The sequence below is a fragment of the Pimelobacter simplex genome, assembly GCF_900114845.1.
In the GTDB taxonomy this organism is placed as follows: domain Bacteria; phylum Actinomycetota; class Actinomycetes; order Propionibacteriales; family Nocardioidaceae; genus Nocardioides; species Nocardioides simplex.
Map to the genome: position 1 here is coordinate 309,789 of NZ_FOUK01000007.1, position 17,030 is coordinate 326,818.

Below are 17,030 nucleotides of genomic sequence, written 5' to 3' on the forward strand. Positions count from 1 at the left end.
TGCCGGTGGGCACACGGAACTCCGTCGGCCAAGCGGGAGTTTCACCGCTTAGGCGGTGAAACTGCCACTGGGCTCAGAAGTGCGTCCACCCCGTCGGCCCCTCATAGGCACCCCCGTCGACCGTCACCGGCAGCTCACCGCGCGCCCCGACCGTCCCGATCCGCACCCACCCCTCGGGCAGCGCGACACCGCCCGGGAACGTGGCGAGCAGCGAGTGGTCCTCGCCGCCGCCCAGGATGAACTGCATCGGGTCGGCGCCGAGCGCCTGCCCGACGGCCACGAGCGGCTCGGGGACGTCGAAGGCGGCGGTCTCGACATCGATCGTGACGCCGGAGCCCTCGGCGAGGTGCCGGGCCTCGGCGAGCAGGCCGTCGGAGACGTCGATCATCGCGGTGGCGCCGGCCTCCGCGGCACCCGGCCCCGCGTCGTACGGCGGCTCCGGGCGCCGGTAGGCCTCGACCAGGACCCGGGGCGAGCGGAAGCCGCGACCGAGCACCGCGAGCCCGCCGGCGGCCCAGCCCTGGCGCCCGCAGAGGGCGAGGACGTCGCCGGGGACGGCGCCGGTGCGCAGCACGGGCGAGACGATGCAGGCGCCGAGGACGGTCACCGAGATCATCACCTGGTCGGCCCGGCTGATGTCCCCGCCGACGAGGCCGGCGCCGACCGTGGCGCACTCTTCGGCGAAGCCGCGGGTGAAGTCCAGGGCCCACTGCGCCGGCAGGTCGGCCGGGGCGGCGAGGCCGACGGTGAGCCACTGCGCCCGGCCGCCCATCGCGTTGATGTCGGAGAGGTTCTGGGCGGCGGCGCGGTGACCGACGTCGACGGCCTCGGCCCAGTCGCGGCGGAAGTGCCGGCCCTCGACCATCACGTCGGTGGAGACCACGACATGGCCCTTGCGCACGCGCAGCACGGCGGCGTCGTCCCCGGGGCCGACGAGGACGTCGGTGCCGGGCGCGGTCGCCGTCACCACCTCGTTGATCCGCCCGATCAACCCGAACTCCCCCAGGTCCGCCACGGTCCTGTCCTGGTCGATCGCGTCTGCCATGGCTCCATCCCACCAGACCCCGGTGGCGTACCCGCGAGTAGGGCGGACGCCTCGCGAGTTCTGCTCCCGCGCGCCGGCGGGGTAGGTTGAACCGTTCCGGCAATCACGTCGACGGGAGCAGACCCATGGTGGTTCAGGCCTACATCCTCATCCAGACCGACGTCGGCAAGGCCGCCGAGGTGGCGCGCGAGGTCGGCCAGATCAGCGGCGTGACGCTCGCTGAGGACGTCACCGGCCCCTACGACGTGATCGTCCGCGCCGAGGCGCGCAACGTCGACGAGCTCGGCAAGCTGGTCGTCTCCAAGGTGCAGAACCTCGAGGGCATCACCCGCACCCTCACCTGCCCTGTCGTCCACATCTGACGGTGCCCTCCCCACGCCGCCGGCGGCTCGTGCCGCTCCCGGCTCTCGTCACGCTGCCCCTGACCCTGGTCCTGACCGCGTGCGGCGGACCCGTCGAGGTCGACGTGCCGAAGCTCTCCGCGGCCGAACGGGCCGTGTGCGACGCCTTCGTCGACGACCTGGGTGACACGTTCGCCGAGCAGGAGCGCGTCGAGACCGATCCGGCCGACGCCCCCGCTGCGGCGTACGGCGATCCGGCGATCGTCGTCACCTGCGGCGTCGGCAAGCCCCCGGGCTTCGACCTGACCGCGTCGTGCGAGCAGGCCAACGGCGTCGGCTACTACATCCCGGACGAGCAGTACCAGGACCAGGACAGCGACGTCACGCTCTTCGCCGCCGGCTACCGGCCGCGGATCGAGGTCGCGATCCCCGCGGAGTACCGGCCCAACGCCATCGCCGCCGCCATGTCGGTGCTCGCGCCGCTCGTCGAGAAGCACCTCGAGCTGGTCGAGCCCTGCGACGACGGCGGCCAGAGCTAGCGGCCAGGGCTAGCGCAGGCCCGTCGGGCGCTGCAGCGCCAGCATCAGCAGCCGGTCGACCAGGTCGCCGTACTCGAGGCCGGTCGCGGCCCACATCTGCGGGAACATCGACAGCGGCGTGAAGCCGGGCATCGTGTTGAGCTCGTTGACGACGAGCGAGCCGTCGGGCATCAGGAAGAAGTCGACGCGCGCCAGGCCCTCGCAGCCGACCGCCGTGAACGCGGCGGCGGCCATGGCACGCATCCGCTCCTGGACGCCGTCGGGCAGGTGCGCCGGGACGTCGAGCTCGGTGTGCTCCTCGGGCAGGTACTTGGCCTCGAAGTCGTAGAACTCGTGCTCGCCGGTGATCCGGATCTCGGCCGGCAGGCTGGTGTCGACGCCGCCGTCGAGCGCCTCGAGGACGCCGCACTCGACCTCGCGGGCGCCCTCGGCCGAGACCTCGACGAGGACCTTCGGGTCGTGCGCGAGCGCCACCTCGAGCGCGCCGTCGAGCTCGTCGGCGCTGTGCGCCTTGGCGATCCCGATGCTGGAGCCACCACGGGCGGGCTTGACGAAGAGGGGGTACCCGAGCGCCCCGGCGCGGTCGCGGACGGCCTGCGGGTCGGTCTTCCACTCGCGGGCGGTGACGGTCTCGCTCGGCATCACGGGCAGGCCGGCGTCCTTCAGCACGACCTTCATGAACGCCTTGTCCATGCTGACCGCGGACGCGAGCACGCCGGAGCCGACGTACCGGACGTCGGACATCTCGAAGAGGCCCTGGATGGTGCCGTCCTCGCCCCAGGGGCCGTGCAGGAGCGGGAAGACGACGTCGACCTCACCCAGCGCCCGCGGCGTCGCCGACGGCTCGCTGACGACGAGACCGGTGCCGTCGCTCGTGGGAGTGAGGCTGACCGGCGTCCGGGCGCCGTCGACGGAGGGCAGCTGCCCAGGCCCGGTGATCCGGTGCCGCTGCGGGTCGTCGGCCTCGAGGACCCAGCGGCCGTCGGTCGCGATGCCGACCGGGACGACGTCGTACTTGTCGCGGTCGATGGCCTGCAGCACGCTGCCCGCGGTCACGCACGAGATGGCGTGCTCGCTGGAGCGGCCGCCGAAGACGACAGCGACGCGGATACGGCGGCCGGTGGGAGCGTTCATCGCGGATGACCCTACCTTTGGGACATGACCGGTCCCACGTTGCGCCCCGCCACCATCGCCGTGACCGCCGGACGTCCCCCGCACGATCCGGACCAGCCGCTCAACGTGCCGATCACGATGACGTCGACGTACGTCGCGACCGGCGACCTGGAGTACGGCCGCTTCGGCAACCCCACGTGGACGGCCTTCGAGGAGGCCCTCGGCGCCCTCGAGGGCGGCCGCGCGCTCGCGTTCGCCTCCGGCATGGCGGCGGTCACCACCCTCCTCGACCTGGTCGGCCAGGGCAGCAGCGTGATCGCGCCCCAGCACGCCTACAACGGCACCGTCGCCGCCCTCGCGGACGCCGAGTCGCGCGGCCGCCTGAAGGCGCACCTGGTCGACATCACCGACACCGCCGCCGTCATCCAGGCGATGCACGACGACGAGGACTGTGCCTTCCTCTGGCTCGAGTCCCCCACCAACCCGGCGCTCGAGATCGCCGACGTCCCGGCCCTCAGCGCCGCCGCGCGCGAGCTCGGCATCCGGGTCGTCGTCGACAACACCTTCGCCACTCCCCTGCTCCAGCAGCCCCTCTCGGACGGCGCCGACATCGTCCTCCACTCGGCCACCAAGTACATCGCCGGCCACAGCGACGTCCTGATGGGCGCCCTGGTCGTCGCCGACGACGAGGTCCACGACGCCCTCAAGGCCCGCCGCGGCCTCGCCGGCTCCACCCCCGGCCCCTTCGAGACCTGGCTCGCCCTCCGCGGCCTCCGCACCCTCCACGTCCGCCTCGAGCGCGCCGCCGCCAACGCCGCCGAGCTCGCCCGCCGCCTGGCCGACCACCCCGCCGTCGCCGAGGTCCGCTACCCCGGCTTCGGCGCCATCGTCGCCCCCGTCCTCGCCGGCGGCGCGGACGCCGGCGACTTCCTCGTCCGCGCCACCTCCCTGTGGGTGCACGCGACGTCCCTGGGCGGCGTCGAGTCGACGTTCGAGCGGCGCCGGCGCTGGAAGCTCGAGGCCGCCACGATCCCCGAGGGCCTGGTGCGGATGTCGGTCGGCATCGAGGACGTCGACGACCTGTGGGACGACCTCGTCCAGGCGCTCGACCGGATCAACGCCTAGCCGCGGCCGCGCCTCCGCCGCCAGCCGCCGCCAGCCGCCGCCGGCCCGCGCCGGCGAGCACCACGAGGCTGCGGCGGGAACGCCGGCCAGGCGGCGCAGCGAGCGAGGCACGAGCGACCGGAGCCGCCGGCGCCGGTGGCTACCGCCGCGCCGGCCGCTGGCCACCGGACGCCGCTACCAGCGCCGGCCTCGACTGTGCGCGCGGCAGCACGGCAGCGCGGCAGGGCGGCAGCACCGCGACGACGTGCCCGCGCCGGCGAGCACCACGAGGCTGCGGCGGGAACGCCGGCCAGGCGGCGCAGCGAGCGAGGCACGAGCGACCGGAGCCGCCGGCGCCGGTGGCTACCGCCGCGCCGGCCGCTGGCCACCGGACGGCCGCTACCAGCGCCGGCCTCGACCGTGCGCGCGGCAGCGCGGCGGAGCGCAGCGTCGACGCGCTCGCGCCCTCCGACTCAGCGGCTCAGCTCAGCTCGGCCTTGGTGTCCCGGCTGATGAACGCGTCCATCAGCTGCGCCGTCGTCAGCCTCCCGAGCACGACCTCGTCGACCGCGTCCACGATGGGCGTCTCGACGCCGGTGGCGACGGCGAGGGCGCGGAGGGAGGAGCAGGACTTGGCGCCCTCGGCGACCTGGCGGGTGGAGGCGTAGATCTGCTCGACGCTCATGCCCTGGCCGAGCTTCTCGCCGAAGGTCCGGTTGCGCGAGAGCGGTGAGGAGCAGGTGGCGACGAGGTCGCCGAGGCCGGCGAGGCCCATCAGGGTGAGAGGGTTGGCGCCCTGGTTCATGGCGAGGCGGGCGGTCTCGGCGAGGCCACGGGTGATGAGGGAGGCGGTGGTGTTGTCGCCGAAGCCGAGGCCGACGGCCATGCCGACGCAGAGGGCGACGACGTTCTTGTAGGCGCCGCCGAACTCGCAGCCGAGGACGTCGATGCTCGTGTAGGGGCGGAAGGCGGGCGAGTGGACGCGGGCCTGGAGGAGGTTGGCGACGTCCTCGTCGGTGCAGGCGACGACGGAGGCGGCGGGCTCGCGGCGGGCGATCTCGCGGGCCAGGTTGGGTCCGCTGACGACGGCGATCCGGTCGGGGCTGATGTCGCCGACCTCGGCGACGACCTCCGACATCCGCTTCAGGGTGCCGAGCTCGACGCCCTTCATGAGGGAGACGAAGACGGCGTCCTTCTCGACGAAGGGCAGGAAGGTGGGCAGGTTCTCGCGCAGCGACTGCGACGGCACCGCCAGGACGACGACGTCCGCGCCAGCGAGCGCCCGCTCGGGGTCGTGCGTGGAGGTGATGGTGCGTGGGAGCTCGATGCCCGGCAGGTAGTCGACGTTCTCGTGCCGCTCGTTGATCGCCGTGGCGACCTCCTCGCGGCGCGCCCACACGGAGACGTCGTTGCCCGCGTCGGCGAGGACGATCGAGAACGCCGTCCCCCAGGAGCCGGCGCCGAGCACCGCGATCTTGCTGCCACTGCCACCCATCAGTTCGCCTTCTTCTTCTTGAACCGGTCGCCGCGCACGGCCATGTCGTAGCGCTCCGCCGGCGCTGTCTCGCCCCGGACCAGCTCGAGCTGGTGGGTGATGGCGGCCATGATCCGGTCGGTCGCCTGGTTGACGATCGCGGAGGTGCGCGGCTGGGCGCGCAGGTCCTCGAGCTCGACGGGCGGGCCGACCCGCATGACGACCCGGTGGCGGGGCACCAGGTGCGGGCGCTTCGTGTACGGCGCCAGGATCTCCTGCGCCCCCCACTGGCCCACGGGGATCACCGGGCAGCCGGTCTCGAGGGCGATCCGGGCGGCGCCGGACTTGCCCTTCATCGGCCACATGTCGGGGTCGCGAGTGATCGTCGCCTCCGGGTAGATGACGACGCACTGCCCCGCGCGGACGGCGTCCACGGCGGCCGCGTAGGCGCCGACGGCGTCCTTGGTCTCGCGCTTGACCGGGATCTGGCCGGCGCCGCGCAGGAAGAAGCCGAGCGCCTTGTTGTCGAAGAGCCCCGACTTGGCGAGGTAGCGGGGCTTGTAGCCGTGGTCGTAGACGAGGTGCGCGGCGATCAGCGGGTCGGCGTGGGAGATGTGGTTGAGCGCGATGATGAAGCCGCCCGACTCCGGGATGTTCTCGCCGCCGATCCACTCGCGCCGGGTCGTCGCGAGCAGGGTGGGCTTGAGGGGGGGCACCGCGATGTTGAAGGCCCAGCCTCGCTTCTCCTGCAACTTCCGAACCGTCACGAGGATGCAGGTTACCTGTCAGTGACCCCGACCACTTGGGGGCACGGCATTGTTTGCCTGGGAGGATTCGAGGGTGTTCACGCGTTCAGGCGGCTTCGCGGTGCTGCTGCCGGTGAAGTCACCCGGCACCGGCAAGTCCCGGCTGACCGCGCTCAGCCCCGTCGAGCGCGGCCGGCTGGCCGCGGCGTTCGCCGTCGACGTGGTCGACGCATGCCTCGCGACGCCCGGTGTGGCGGGCGTCCTCGTGATCAGCGACGACGACGCGTTCGCCGCGACGCTCGCGGCTCGGGGCGCCGAGACCTGCACCGATCCGGGCGGCGGCCTCAACGCGGCGCTGCGGCACGGCGCGGACGTCGTACGGCGGGCGCGGCCGGACCTGCGACCCGTCGCCCTGTGCGCCGACCTGCCGGCCCTGCGTCCGGACGATCTCGCGGCGGCACTGACGTTCGTCGACTCCCTCGCCGGCTCGGCCTGCTTCGTGCGCGATGCCGACGGCACCGGGACCAGCCTCTACACCGCACGGCACGAAGACTTCGACCCCCGCTTCGGGTCGGGGTCCGCGGCAGCCCACACGAGCGCGGGCGCCCAGCCCGTGCCGGGCCAGCTGACCACGTTGCGTCACGACGTCGACGACGCCGACGGGCTCAGCGCGGCCGTGGCCATCGGCCTGGGTGCCGCGTCGCGGGAGGTCGTCTCCGAAATGGCGATCGGGCCGCACTCCCGAGGGAGTACGGCCCGATCGTGAGAACGGAGGAGGCGTCAGGCCTTCTTCGCGGTCTTCTTGGCCGGAGCCTTCTTGGCGGGGGCCTTCTTGGCCGGAGCCGCCTTCTTCGCGGCGGGAGCCTTCTTCGCGGGCGCCTTCTTGGCCGGAGCCGCCTTCTTCGCGGCGGGAGCCTTCTTCGCGGGCGCCTTCTTGGCCGGAGCCGCCTTCTTCGCGGCGGGAGCCTTCTTCGCGGGCGCCTTCTTGGCCGGAGCTGCCTTCTTGGCAGCGGTGGCGGCCTTCTTGGCCGGAGCGGCGGCCTTCTTGGCCACGGTCGTCGCGGCCTTCTTGGCCGGAGCAGCCGCCTTCTTGGCGGGCTTCGGCAGCGCCGGAAGCTTCTTCGCACCGGAGACCACGTTCTTCAGGTCAGCGCCGGCGCTGAACTTCGGAACCGACTTCTTCTTGGTCTTGACCCGCTCGCCCGTCTGGGGGTTGCGGACCCAACGCGCGTTGCGCACGGCCTTCTCGAACGAGCCGAAGCCGGTGATGGCGACCTTCTCGCCCTTGGCGACCTGTCGCGTGATGGTGTCGAGAACCGCGTCGAGAGCGTGGGCCGCGTCCTTGCGGCTGCCCTCGAATCGGTCAGCCAGCGTGTCGATCAACTGAGACTTGTTCACTACCTGTCCTTCCGAAACGCACCGCCTGCGCGTCCCTGGATGATGCGACTGGGCCCACGCCCAGTCGTCCTTCATGGGAACGCTAGGCACTAGCACGCACACTCACAATCACCACGCCGATGTTCTTGCGTGTTTTTTCGCGAATTCGGGGCTATTTGGCCGGATTCAGGGCTTTTTGACCACTGCGCCCGGCCACATGCGGTCCACGGCCCGGCGATCACCGATGGAGAAGTCGAACTGCACGAGACGCAGATCCGCCAGAAGTTGGGCGGTTTCGTCGTCCAGGTCGGACTCCTCGACGCGCTCGCCGGACGGGTCCAGCATGCGTCCCTGCTGCAGTGCGGTGACGTGCTCGTGGAGCTTGCCGAGCAGAGCGAGGTACGGCGGCACCGGCGCGTCCGCGACGTCGTACAGCAGGGGCAGGAAGAACGCCGGACTGGTGGTGGGGATCGTGCGGGGGCGGTTGTGCCCCGGCTCGCTGCTCCAGATGAAGAAGGGCGTGCGGTAGAGCGAGATCCCTGCGTTCTCGTGCTTGATCGTCGAGTCGTAGATTCCGGGAAGATGGTCGCCGTAGAAGAGGACGATCGTCTTCTCGGGCTTCTTCTCGAGGGTGTCGAGGAACTCGTCCAATGCCTCGTCGGTGTGCTCGAGACCCCGTGCGTACTGGCCGATCCGCTTGTCGCCGGTTCCCGAGACGCCGATCGGGTCGTCGTAGTTGTCGTCGACCGGGATGTGGTTCTGCATCGTCACGAGATTCACCATCAACGGGCGCTCGTGCTCGTCGATCTGCGTGATCACCTCGTCGAAAGCCGAATCGTCCGAGATGTAGGGGTTGTCGTCGATCGTGTCGGTCTCGCCGATCGTCGTGTCGTGGATGAACGACTGGAAGCCGAAGCGCTCGTACACCTGCTCCCGCTTGTACATCCCCACGCGGTAGGGGTGGATCGCGATGGCGTCGTGCCCCTGGCCGCGGAACCAGCCGACGGCCGACGGGTAGTCGGCCTGCTCCGGCACGAGCATCTGGTAAGGCGAGAGCATCTGCGGCCGGAACAGCCCCAGGGACTGGCCGGTCAGGGTCTCGAACTCCATGTTGGCCGTGCCGCCGCCGTACATCTGGGAGAGCATGTGGCCCGACGTCGTGCCCGCCATCCGGGCGCGGGTGCGCGGGATCGGGTCGTGCTCGAGGTCGAAGCCCTGCAGCTCGGTGGGATCGGAGAACGACTCACTGAGCACGATCACCACGTTGGTGTCGGCGAGCGATCCGGTGCGCCCGGCGTTGGTGCGCGCGGCCAGTCGCTCGTAGCGGTCGGCGATCTCGTCCATCCGCGCGGCGTCGTAGTCCTTCGGCTTCGCCATCGCGTCGACCGGCATGTTGAAGAGGAAGCCGCCGATGAAGCCGTTGGAGCGGTAGTTGGTCTTCTGGTTCCAGTAGCGCCAGTGCTCGCCGCGCACCTCGTACATGCTGCGCCACAGGTTGCCCGGCTGGTTGAAGTGACCGGCCTGGGCGAGCAGCAGCAGCGCGACGACGCCCACCAGGACGCGGCTTCCGGCCAGGAGCCAGGCATGCGGCCGGCGCAGGTCGCGCCAGCGCGGCCGCGGGTAGCGGCGCGCCATCCGGCGACCGAGCAGCACTCCCCCTACGACCACGCCGACGACGGCAGCCACGGCGACCACCAGCAGCGTCGGCGAGACCATCGACGTGAGGAAGCCGGGCTCGCGCAGGAAGTCGACGTCGCTGGGGTAGACCGGCTCCTCGCGGAACTGGATCTTGACCAGCGTCGCGACACCCACGGCGAGGACGAGCGCGAACACCACGCCGATCGACCACCACAGCCGGCCCAGCACGGCCCACAGCAGGCCGAGGAACAGCCAGATCACGAGGGTGTCGACGTAGAAGCCGACGCCGAAGATCAGCTGGTCGCCCAGCCAGCGGATGCTGAACAGGCCGAGCGTCGAGGCCTGCAGGAGGACCGAGGCGACCACGGCGGCGAGGAGGCTCCCGAGGAAGCCGCGGCGCAGCACCTCACGCGGCGGAGCGGGTGCAGCAGGTTCGACGACCGTGCCCTCAGGGGGCTCCTCGTCCGCGCGGCGCGCCCGAACGAGAAGGGACACGAGATGAACAGTAGCTGTCCACCTCGTGTCCCTACATCGGGTTTGTCCCCTAGGGGACGGAGATCACGCGTGCTGGGTGACCGGCTTCCACGACGGCCGGCCCGACTCGTACGCCGCGATGTCGGCATCGTGGCCGAGCGTGATGCCGATGTCGTCGAGCCCCTCGAGCAGGCGCCAGCGCGTGTAGTCGCCGATCTGGAAGGTGGCCTCGATGTCGCCGGCCTTCACCGTGCGGGCCTCGAGATCGACGGAGACCTCGGCGCCCGGGTCGGCCTCGAGGTAGGCCCAGATCCGCTCCACGTCGGCCTCGTCGAGCTGGCCCGCGACCAGCCCGGCCTTGCCGGAGTTGCCGCGGAAGATGTCGGCGAAGCGGGCCGAGAGGACGACCTTGAAGCCGTAGTTCTGCAGCGCCCAGACGGCGTGCTCGCGCGAGGAGCCGGTGCCGAAGTCGGGGCCGGCGACGAGCACCGAGCCCGCGGCGTACGGCTCCTGGTTGAGCACGAACTCGGGGTCGTTGCGCCAGGCCGCGAAGAGCCCGTCCTCGAAGCCCGTGCGGGTCACGCGCTTGAGGTAGACCGCCGGGATGATCTGGTCGGTGTCGACGTTGCTGCGTCGCAGCGGGACGCCGACGCCGGTGTGGGTGGTGAACTTCTCCATGGTCAGGCTCCCTTTCAGACCGTGGCGGGCACGAGGTCGGCGGGCGAGGACAGGGTGCCGCGGACGGCGGTCGCGGCGGCGACGGGCACCGACACCAGGTGGGTGCGACCGCCCTTGCCCTGGCGTCCCTCGAAGTTGCGGTTGGACGTCGAGGCGCTGCGCTCCTGGGGGGCGAGCGTGTCGGGGTTCATGCCCAGACACATCGAGCAGCCCGCGCCGCGCCACTCGGCGCCGGCCTCGATGAAGACCTTGTCGAGGCCCTCCTCCATGGCCTGGTTGCGCACGCGCACCGAGCCCGGGACGACGAGCAGGCGGGTGCCCTCGGCGACGTGGTGGCCCTTGATGATGTCGGCGGCGAGCCGCAGGTCCTCGATCCGGCCGTTGGTGCAGGAGCCGACGAAGACCGTGTCGACCTTGACCTCGCGCATCGGCGTGCCGGCGGTCAGACCCATGTACTCGAGGGCCTTCTCGGTCGCGATCTTGTCGGTCGGGTCGGCGTAGTCGTCGGGGCTCGGCACGTTCGCGCCCAGCGGGACGCCCTGCCCGGGGTTGGTGCCCCAGGTGACGAACGGCGTGACGTCGGCGGCCTCGATCACGAGCTCGCGGTCGAAGGTCGCGTCGGCGTCGGTGACCAGCGTCTTCCAGTGCGCGACGGCGGCGTTCCAGTCGGCGCCCTTCGGGGCCTCGGGCTTGCCCTCGATGTAGTCGAAGGTGGTCTGGTCCGGCGCGATCATGCCGGCCTTGGCGCCCCACTCGATGGACATGTTGCAGACCGTCATCCGGCCCTCCATCGAGAGCTCCTCGATGGCCTGGCCGCGGTACTCGACGATGTAGCCCTGGCCGCCGCCGGTGCCGGTCTGGGCGATCAGGTAGAGGATCAGGTCCTTGGCGGTCACACCCTCGGGCAGCGTGCCGTTGACGGTGACGGCCATCGTCCTCGGCTTGGCCTGGGGCAGCGTCTGGGTGGCGAGCACGTGCTCGACCTCCGACGTACCGATGCCGAAGGCGATCGAGCCGAACGCCCCGTGGGTGCTGGTGTGCGAGTCACCGCAGACGATCGTCATGCCGGGCTGGGTCAGGCCGAGCTGCGGGCCGACGACGTGGACGATGCCCTGCTCGATGTCGCCGAGCGGGTGCAGCCGGACGCCGAACTCCTCGGCGTTCTTGCGCAGCGTGTCGACCTGGGTCTTGCTCACCGGGTCGGCGATCGGCTTGTCCCAGTCGAGCGTCGGGACGTTGTGGTCCTCGGTGGCGAGCGTCAGGTCGGGACGGCGTACCTTGCGACCAGCGAGGCGCAGTCCGTCGAAGGCCTGCGGGCTGGTGACCTCGTGGATGAGGTGAAGATCGATGTAGAGGAGGTCCGGCTCCCCCGGGGTCGAACGGACGACGTGCTCGTCCCACACCTTCTCCGCCAGGGTCTTGCCCATGACTCGCTCCTCCTCGTTCGTGTCATCGACGGCACCACTGCCGTCAACCAAGTGGGAGCCTACTCTTGCATCCCAGGATCCGAGACGGCAGTATTGCCATATGGACAACTCGAGCGGCGTCGGCGTACTCGACAAGGCGGCTCTGGTGCTCACCGCACTGGAGTCCGGCCCGGCCACCCTGGCAGGCCTCGTGGCCGGCACGGGCCTGGCCCGCCCGACGGCGCACCGGCTGGCCGTCGCCCTCGAGCACCACCGTCTCGTGGCCCGCGACATGCAGGGCCGCTTCGTCCTCGGCCCGCGTCTCGCCGAGCTGTCCGCCGCCGCCGGCGAGGACCGTCTCCTCGCCACCGCCGGCCCGGTGCTCGCCCGCCTGCGCGACATCACCGGCGAGTCCGCCCAGCTGTGGCGGCGCCAGGGCGACCACCGCGTCTGCGTGGCCGCCGCCGAGCGCCCCTCCGGCCTGCGCGACACCATCCCCGTCGGCTCCCAGCTGACCATGCGCGCCGGCTCCGCCGCCCAGGTCCTGCTCGCCTGGGACGACCCGGAGCGCATCCACCGCGGCCTGCAGAACTCCGCCTTCTCCGCCGCCGAGCTCTCCGCCATCCGCCGTCGCGGCTGGGCGCAGTCGGTCGGCGAGCGCGAGCAGGGCGTCGCCTCGGTCTCGGCCCCCGTCCGCTCCCCCGGCGGCAAGGTGATCGCCGCCGTGTCGGTGTCCGGGCCGCTCGAGCGGCTCTCGCGGCAGCCGGGACGGATGCACGCGCCCGCGGTGCTCGCGGCGGCCGAGCGGCTGTCGGAGTCGCTGCGGCGGGCGGCTGCGGAGTAGTTCACTTCTGTCGCGCTGGTGCGTGAGTTTCGCCGGTCGACCGGCGAAACTCACGCTTGACCGATGAAGTTCCGTCGGTCCAGCGTGAGTTTCAGCGGTCAGGTTCGGGCGGTGGACGGGTGCTGCGCGGCCGGCACGGGTGCGCGGACGACGAGCGCACGGCGGGCGGCGATCTGCGAGCATCCCCGCGGCGGGCACGCCGTCCCAGACCGTCGCGCGCTGGCCAGATCTCGCGGCTGAGCCGACGAAACCGCCGGTTGGCGCACGGAATTCCCTATGCCCACCGGCAGTTTCACCGCCTAGGCGGTGAAACTGCCCGCGCCCGCGCCGCAGAACGACGCTCCGCGGCGGGTGCGCTACTGGGCCGACGAAACTGGCGGTGAGCGCACGGAACTCCCTATGCCCACCGGCAGTTTCACCGCCTAGGCGGTGAAACTGCCCGCAAGGCCGCAGCCTAGAACAACGCGTCCTGCAGCGGCTCCGACTCCAGCTCGAGCAGCAGCTGCTTGCGGTCCAGCCCGCCGGCGTAGCCGGTGAGGGTCCCGTTGGCGCCGATCACCCGGTGGCACGGGATGACGATGGGGATCGGGTTGGCGCCGTTGGCGGTGCCGACCGCGCGCGAGGCGGCGTTGGTCTTGCCGAGGCGCGCCGCGATGTCGCCGTACGACGCGGTCTCGCCGTAGCCGATGCCCAGCAGCTGGGCCCACACCGAGCGCTGCCAGGCGCTGCCGGCGGGCGCGAGGGGGAGGTCGAACTCGTGGCGGTCGCCGGCGAAGTACTCGGTGAGCTGGCGCGCGGCCGCGACGAGCACCGGCGTGTCGGGGTCCTCGGGGCCGATCGGGCGGGCGCCGTCGCGGAAGGGGGAGAACTCGATGGCGGTGATCGCGCCGTCCTGCTCGACCAGGCGCAGCGGTCCGATGGGCGATTCGATGACGGTCCACATGGTTGTGCTCATCCTTCCAACGACGTCCAGAGGTGCAGGAGGGCGTAGGAGCGCCACGGCGCCCATGCCTCCGGATCGATGACCGCGCCCTCGTGCCGGGCCAGCGCGTGGCGGACGCCGACGTCGGTCGGCAGCCAGATGTCGGGGTGGCCGAGGGCGCGCAGGGCGATGTAGTCGGCCGTCCACGGGCCGATGCCGGGCAGCGCGATCAGGTCACGGCGGACGTCGCCGCGGTCGGGGCCGCGGTCGAGCGCCAGGTCGCCGGCGGCGAGCGCCGCGGACAGCCCGATCAGTGCCCGGCCGCGGGCGCGCGGCATCTTGAAGTCGGTCGGGTCGAGTGCCGCGACGGTCGCCGCCGACGGGAACAGGTGGGTCAGGCCCTCGACCGTCGTCGTGACGGGCCGGCCGTGGGCGGCGACGAGGCGGGCGGCGGCGGTGCGGGCGGCGACGACGGTGACCTGCTGGCCCAGCACCGCGCGGACGGCGATCTCGGCGCCGTCGACGTGTCCCGGGACGCGCAGGCCCGGCCGCGCCGCGACGAGCGGTCGCAGCACGGGATCGGCGGACAGGTGCCCGTCGACGGCGACTGGGTCGGCGTCCGCGTCGAGCATCGCGCGCATCCGCGCGAGTGCCGCCGCCGTGTCGCGCAGGTCGTCGAGCACCAGCCGCAGCGGCACGTACGACGTCCCGACGTCGTCCAGGTCGGTGAGGTCGACACGCGCGACGCCGGGCCCGTGCGGCAGGTCGATCGTCCGCGCGTACCAGCCGCTGCCGTCGGCACCGACCTCGGCGACCTCGATGCCCGGGATCGCCCGCGCGGCGAGGAAGCGCAGCAGCGCACTTCCCCGGAACGGCGTCCGGACGGCGATCCGCAGGTCGATCGCGCCGGGGACCGGGCCGGGCGCGGGTGTCTTGCGCCCGCGCAGCTGGCTGGGCGTCGCGTCGTACACCTCGAGCATGGTGTCGTTGAACTGCCGCACGCTCGAGAAGCCCGCCGCGAACGCGACGTCGGCGAGGCTGAGCGTCGTGCTCTCGACGAGCGCCCGCGCGGTCTGGGCGCGCTGCGTGCGCGCGAGCGCGAGCGGCCCGGCCCCGAGCTCGGTCGTGAGCAGCCGGCCCAGGTGGCGCGACGTGTAGCCGAGCCGCGTCGCGAGCCCCTCGACGCCCTCGCGGTCGACGACGCCGTCGGCGATGAGGCGCATGGCCCGCCCGGCGACGGTGGCGGCGAGGTTCCACTCGGGGCTGCCCGGCGTCGCGTCGGGCAGGCAGCGCTTGCACGCGCGGTAACCGGCGGTCTGGGCGGCAGCGGCCGTGCGGTGGAAGGAGACGTTGCGGGAGGCCGGCGTCCGGGCCGGGCAGGACGGGCGGCAGTAGATGCCCGTCGTGCGGACCGCGGTGTAGAAGACCCCGTCGAAGCGGCGGTCGCGCGACTGCACGGCGGTGTAGCAGCGCTCGAAGTCGAGGCTCTCGGCGGTCGTCATGCGTCCATCCTGCCCGGGCGCACCGACACTCTCTCGCGGAAATCGGACATGACAGCCGAGCGCCCCGCGACAGCCGCGAGCGCGGAGCCGCCGGATCTGCGACGCTGGGCGGCATGGCGGATGCTCCCCTGAACCCGATCGACCTGCTGCTGAAGTCTCAGCAGGCCGCGCTCAAGCTCACCAGCGACGTGCTGCGGACCGTGCGCGACACCGCCGTCACCGGCATCACCCAGCCCGACGAGCTCGCCCAGCAGGTCGGCGACCTGGCCGGCGCCGTCGCCGGGCTGGCCACCGGCATCACCGGCCTCGCCGGCGCGACGGCCCAGCCGCTCCAGGACTTCATCGTCCGCCAGCGCGAGCTCGCCGACACCGTCCACACGCTCGCCGAGGCCCAGGCCGAGCTCGCCGGCGTCGTCGCCTCGCTCGCCGAGCGCCATGCCGAGGCCGTCGCCGCGCTGGAGAGGCTCACCGCTCCGGTGTTCGCGGTCGTGGGCACCGACCCGACGCCGCCGCGGACGCGGGCGGCCAAGCAGAGCGCCGCGGCGCGGTCGAAGAACCGGACGGACTAGTCCGCGGGAGCGCCGCCGGCCGGCGGGACCGGACCGATCGGATCGACCGGGTCGGCGTCGCCGGGGACGGCGTGCCTCGGCGCACCGGGGATGGCAACGTAGCTGTCGTCGCGCCGGACCGCGACGGCGACGCCCTCGATGCCGCTCGCCGCGACCGGTCCGAGAACGCGTGAGTCGACCGCCCGGGCGCGGTTGTCACTGAGCACGAACACGTCGCCCGCCGGCACGTCGACCGCCGCGAACGGCTCCGACGGCAGCGCGGCGAGGTAGTCGTCGGTACTGGGTCGGCCGTCGACGAGCACCCCTGCGCACGTTCCGTCAGGGCGAGCCGGGCAGCTCACCGTCGTACCGCCGACCGCGATGACCCGGGTCAGCAGCGGCACGGGCACCCCCGGCACCGAGATCCGCACGACATCGCCCTGCTCGGCGGCGAGGTCGCGGTGGAACGTCACCGACTCCCCCATGGCGATCGTCGGCGCCATGCCCGCGCTCGGCTGGAGCTCGTCGTAGTAGGGACCGGCGCCGATCCGCCCGGCGCCCCAGGAGACCCCCAGGCCGACGGCGACCACCCCCGCCGCGATCGCCGGACGCCGCCGGCGGGTGCGGCGCGCCCCGCGCAGAGCCCGGGCCGCGAGGTCGACCGGCGTGCTGGTGTCGCGCCCCGCGACGGCGGCGAGCGTGCGGATCTCGTTCTCGACCGACGTGGTCATGACATCGCCTCCAATGAGTCGCCGAGGCGGTCGCGCAGGCTGCCCAGGGCACGCGAGAGGTTGCTGCGGACAGTGCCGGCGGCGCAGCCCATGATGCGCGCGGTCTCGGCCTCGCTGAGGTCCTCCACGACGCGCAGCACGACCGTCGCCCGCTGCTTCGGCGGCAGGCTGGCCAGCAGTACGTCGAGCCGGCGCCGCGCCGCGAGGGCGTCGGCCGGGTCCGGAGCGGGTGCCCCGCGCTCGGGCTCGACGTCCTCGGCCGGGGTGGGCACGAGGTGGCGGCGGCGCCCGCGGTCCCGGGCGAGGTTGACCAGGATGGTGCGGGTGTAGGCCTCGGGCGTCTCGGTCCGGTGCCAGTGCCGGGCGAGCCGGGTCAGCGCCTCCTGCAGCGCGTCCTCGGCCTCACCGTGGTCGAGGACCAGCAGCCGGGCGAACCGGAGGAGCCGATCGCCCGAAGTGGCCACGAACGCGGTGAACGCGGCCTCGTCCTGGTCTCTCACACCCAGGTAGACGAGAGCCACGACGGAATCGTTGCAAAGGAGCGGCCG

18 protein-coding genes are annotated in these 17,030 nt (G+C 72.4%); 6 read left to right on the top strand and 12 right to left on the bottom strand.

The features are described 5' to 3' along the window. Positions 1-73: 73 nt before the first annotated feature. A complete protein-coding gene (locus tag BM223_RS25770) occupies positions 74-1,045 on the bottom strand; it encodes a thiamine-phosphate kinase (RefSeq protein WP_052138839.1) in 972 nt (323 codons plus the stop codon). A gap of 125 nt (positions 1,046-1,170) precedes the next feature. On the opposite strand from BM223_RS25770, the gene BM223_RS25775 reads away from it, so the two are divergent. Together BM223_RS25775 and BM223_RS25780 are read left to right on the top strand one after the other, a co-directional pair. Continuing rightward, on the top strand, positions 1,171-1,407 hold the full coding sequence (locus BM223_RS25775; RefSeq protein ID WP_038680310.1) for an Lrp/AsnC family transcriptional regulator: 237 nt from the start codon (positions 1,171-1,173) through the stop codon (positions 1,405-1,407). A gap of 2 nt (positions 1,408-1,409) precedes the next feature. Continuing rightward, positions 1,410-1,925: a DUF3515 family protein gene (locus tag BM223_RS25780; protein ID WP_158510216.1), complete on the top strand. Its 516-nt coding sequence runs from the start codon at positions 1,410-1,412 to the stop codon at positions 1,923-1,925. A gap of 9 nt (positions 1,926-1,934) precedes the next feature. Here the strand turns inward: BM223_RS25780 and BM223_RS25785 are convergent, their stop codons facing one another. Continuing rightward, positions 1,935-3,059, bottom strand: a complete 1,125-nt coding sequence (locus BM223_RS25785) for a D-alanine--D-alanine ligase family protein (protein ID WP_038680314.1) — start codon at positions 3,057-3,059, stop codon at positions 1,935-1,937. 24 nt (positions 3,060-3,083) lie between these two features. On the opposite strand from BM223_RS25785, the gene BM223_RS25790 reads away from it, so the two are divergent. After that, entirely contained in the window at positions 3,084-4,163 is a 1,080-nt protein-coding gene (locus BM223_RS25790; protein ID WP_038680316.1) for a trans-sulfuration enzyme family protein, read from the top strand. A 460-nt stretch (positions 4,164-4,623) separates the two neighbouring features. On the opposite strand, the gene BM223_RS25795 is transcribed toward BM223_RS25790, so the two are convergent. Together BM223_RS25795 and BM223_RS25800 are read right to left on the bottom strand one after the other, a co-directional pair. Beyond that, positions 4,624-5,637, bottom strand: coding sequence for an NAD(P)H-dependent glycerol-3-phosphate dehydrogenase (locus BM223_RS25795; protein ID WP_038680318.1), 1,014 nt, complete (start codon positions 5,635-5,637; stop codon positions 4,624-4,626). Beyond that, positions 5,637-6,368: a lysophospholipid acyltransferase family protein gene (locus BM223_RS25800; protein WP_235318961.1), complete on the bottom strand. Its 732-nt coding sequence runs from the start codon at positions 6,366-6,368 to the stop codon at positions 5,637-5,639. The genes BM223_RS25795 and BM223_RS25800 overlap by 1 nt, the downstream gene beginning before the upstream one ends. Positions 6,369-6,456: 88 nt before the next feature. Here BM223_RS25800 and cofC point away from each other — a divergent pair, with 88 nt between their 5' ends. Continuing rightward, positions 6,457-7,128, top strand: a complete 672-nt coding sequence (gene cofC, locus BM223_RS25805; protein WP_075018763.1) for a 2-phospho-L-lactate guanylyltransferase — start codon at positions 6,457-6,459, stop codon at positions 7,126-7,128. Positions 7,129-7,142: 14 nt separating this feature from the next. On the opposite strand, the gene BM223_RS25810 is transcribed toward cofC, so the two are convergent. From BM223_RS25810 to leuC, 4 genes are all read right to left on the bottom strand, one after another. Further along, positions 7,143-7,760: an HU family DNA-binding protein gene (locus BM223_RS25810; protein WP_038680322.1), complete on the bottom strand. Its 618-nt coding sequence runs from the start codon at positions 7,758-7,760 to the stop codon at positions 7,143-7,145. 165 nt (positions 7,761-7,925) lie between these two features. Then, positions 7,926-9,872 carry an LTA synthase family protein gene (locus BM223_RS25815; protein WP_141267503.1) on the bottom strand — a complete coding sequence of 649 codons (1,947 nt, stop codon included), beginning with the start codon at positions 9,870-9,872 and terminating at the stop codon, positions 7,926-7,928. Between the two features lie 63 nt (positions 9,873-9,935). Continuing rightward, positions 9,936-10,529, bottom strand: coding sequence for a 3-isopropylmalate dehydratase small subunit (gene leuD / locus BM223_RS25820; RefSeq protein ID WP_038680325.1), 594 nt, complete (start codon positions 10,527-10,529; stop codon positions 9,936-9,938). Positions 10,530-10,543: 14 nt separating this feature from the next. Next, on the bottom strand, positions 10,544-11,956 hold the full coding sequence (gene leuC, locus BM223_RS25825) for a 3-isopropylmalate dehydratase large subunit (protein WP_038680327.1): 1,413 nt from the start codon (positions 11,954-11,956) through the stop codon (positions 10,544-10,546). A gap of 100 nt (positions 11,957-12,056) precedes the next feature. Here leuC and BM223_RS25830 point away from each other — a divergent pair, with 100 nt between their 5' ends. Then, positions 12,057-12,779: an IclR family transcriptional regulator gene (locus tag BM223_RS25830; protein ID WP_038680330.1), complete on the top strand. Its 723-nt coding sequence runs from the start codon at positions 12,057-12,059 to the stop codon at positions 12,777-12,779. Positions 12,780-13,233: 454 nt separating this feature from the next. On the opposite strand, the gene BM223_RS25835 is transcribed toward BM223_RS25830, so the two are convergent. Next, the gene (locus BM223_RS25835; protein WP_052138840.1) at positions 13,234-13,722 is read right to left on the bottom strand and encodes a methylated-DNA--[protein]-cysteine S-methyltransferase; all 489 of its coding nucleotides are present in this window, start codon (positions 13,720-13,722) and stop codon (positions 13,234-13,236) included. 8 nt (positions 13,723-13,730) lie between these two features. Beyond that, the gene (locus BM223_RS25840) at positions 13,731-15,203 is read right to left on the bottom strand and encodes a DNA-3-methyladenine glycosylase 2 family protein (protein ID WP_038680333.1); all 1,473 of its coding nucleotides are present in this window, start codon (positions 15,201-15,203) and stop codon (positions 13,731-13,733) included. Between the two features lie 113 nt (positions 15,204-15,316). On the opposite strand from BM223_RS25840, the gene BM223_RS25845 reads away from it, so the two are divergent. Beyond that, positions 15,317-15,772 (top strand): hypothetical protein, encoded by a 456-nt coding sequence (locus BM223_RS25845; protein WP_052138841.1) that lies wholly within the window; start codon positions 15,317-15,319, stop codon positions 15,770-15,772. Here the strand turns inward: BM223_RS25845 and lepB are convergent. Next, positions 15,769-16,482, bottom strand: coding sequence for a signal peptidase I (lepB, locus tag BM223_RS25850; protein WP_038680336.1), 714 nt, complete (start codon positions 16,480-16,482; stop codon positions 15,769-15,771). The two genes, BM223_RS25845 and lepB, sit on opposite strands and share 4 nt — an antisense overlap. After that, positions 16,479-17,003 (bottom strand): RNA polymerase sigma factor, encoded by a 525-nt coding sequence (locus BM223_RS25855; protein WP_235318962.1) that lies wholly within the window; start codon positions 17,001-17,003, stop codon positions 16,479-16,481. The genes lepB and BM223_RS25855 overlap by 4 nt, the downstream gene beginning before the upstream one ends. Positions 17,004-17,030: the final 27 nt, after the last annotated feature.

Bases quoted from the DNA above. Each gene is read 5' to 3' on its own strand.
- BM223_RS25840 (WP_038680333.1), bottom strand. From the start codon at position 15,203: ATGACGACCGCCGAGAGCCTCGACTTCGAGCGCTGCTACACCGCCGTG.
- BM223_RS25770 (WP_052138839.1), bottom strand. From the start codon at position 1,045: ATGGCAGACGCGATCGACCAGGACAGGACCGTGGCGGACCTGGGGGAG.
- BM223_RS25835 (WP_052138840.1), bottom strand. From the start codon at position 13,722: ATGTGGACCGTCATCGAATCGCCCATCGGACCGCTGCGCCTGGTCGAG.
- leuC (WP_038680327.1), bottom strand. From the start codon at position 11,956: ATGGGCAAGACCCTGGCGGAGAAGGTGTGGGACGAGCACGTCGTCCGT.
- BM223_RS25795 (WP_038680318.1), bottom strand. From the start codon at position 5,637: ATGGGTGGCAGTGGCAGCAAGATCGCGGTGCTCGGCGCCGGCTCCTGG.
- BM223_RS25785 (WP_038680314.1), bottom strand. From the start codon at position 3,059: ATGAACGCTCCCACCGGCCGCCGTATCCGCGTCGCTGTCGTCTTCGGC.
- leuD (WP_038680325.1), bottom strand. From the start codon at position 10,529: ATGGAGAAGTTCACCACCCACACCGGCGTCGGCGTCCCGCTGCGACGC.
- BM223_RS25775 (WP_038680310.1), top strand. From the start codon at position 1,171: ATGGTGGTTCAGGCCTACATCCTCATCCAGACCGACGTCGGCAAGGCC.
- BM223_RS25845 (WP_052138841.1), top strand. From the start codon at position 15,317: ATGGCGGATGCTCCCCTGAACCCGATCGACCTGCTGCTGAAGTCTCAG.
- lepB (WP_038680336.1), bottom strand. From the start codon at position 16,482: ATGACCACGTCGGTCGAGAACGAGATCCGCACGCTCGCCGCCGTCGCG.
- BM223_RS25790 (WP_038680316.1), top strand. From the start codon at position 3,084: ATGACCGGTCCCACGTTGCGCCCCGCCACCATCGCCGTGACCGCCGGA.
- BM223_RS25830 (WP_038680330.1), top strand. From the start codon at position 12,057: ATGGACAACTCGAGCGGCGTCGGCGTACTCGACAAGGCGGCTCTGGTG.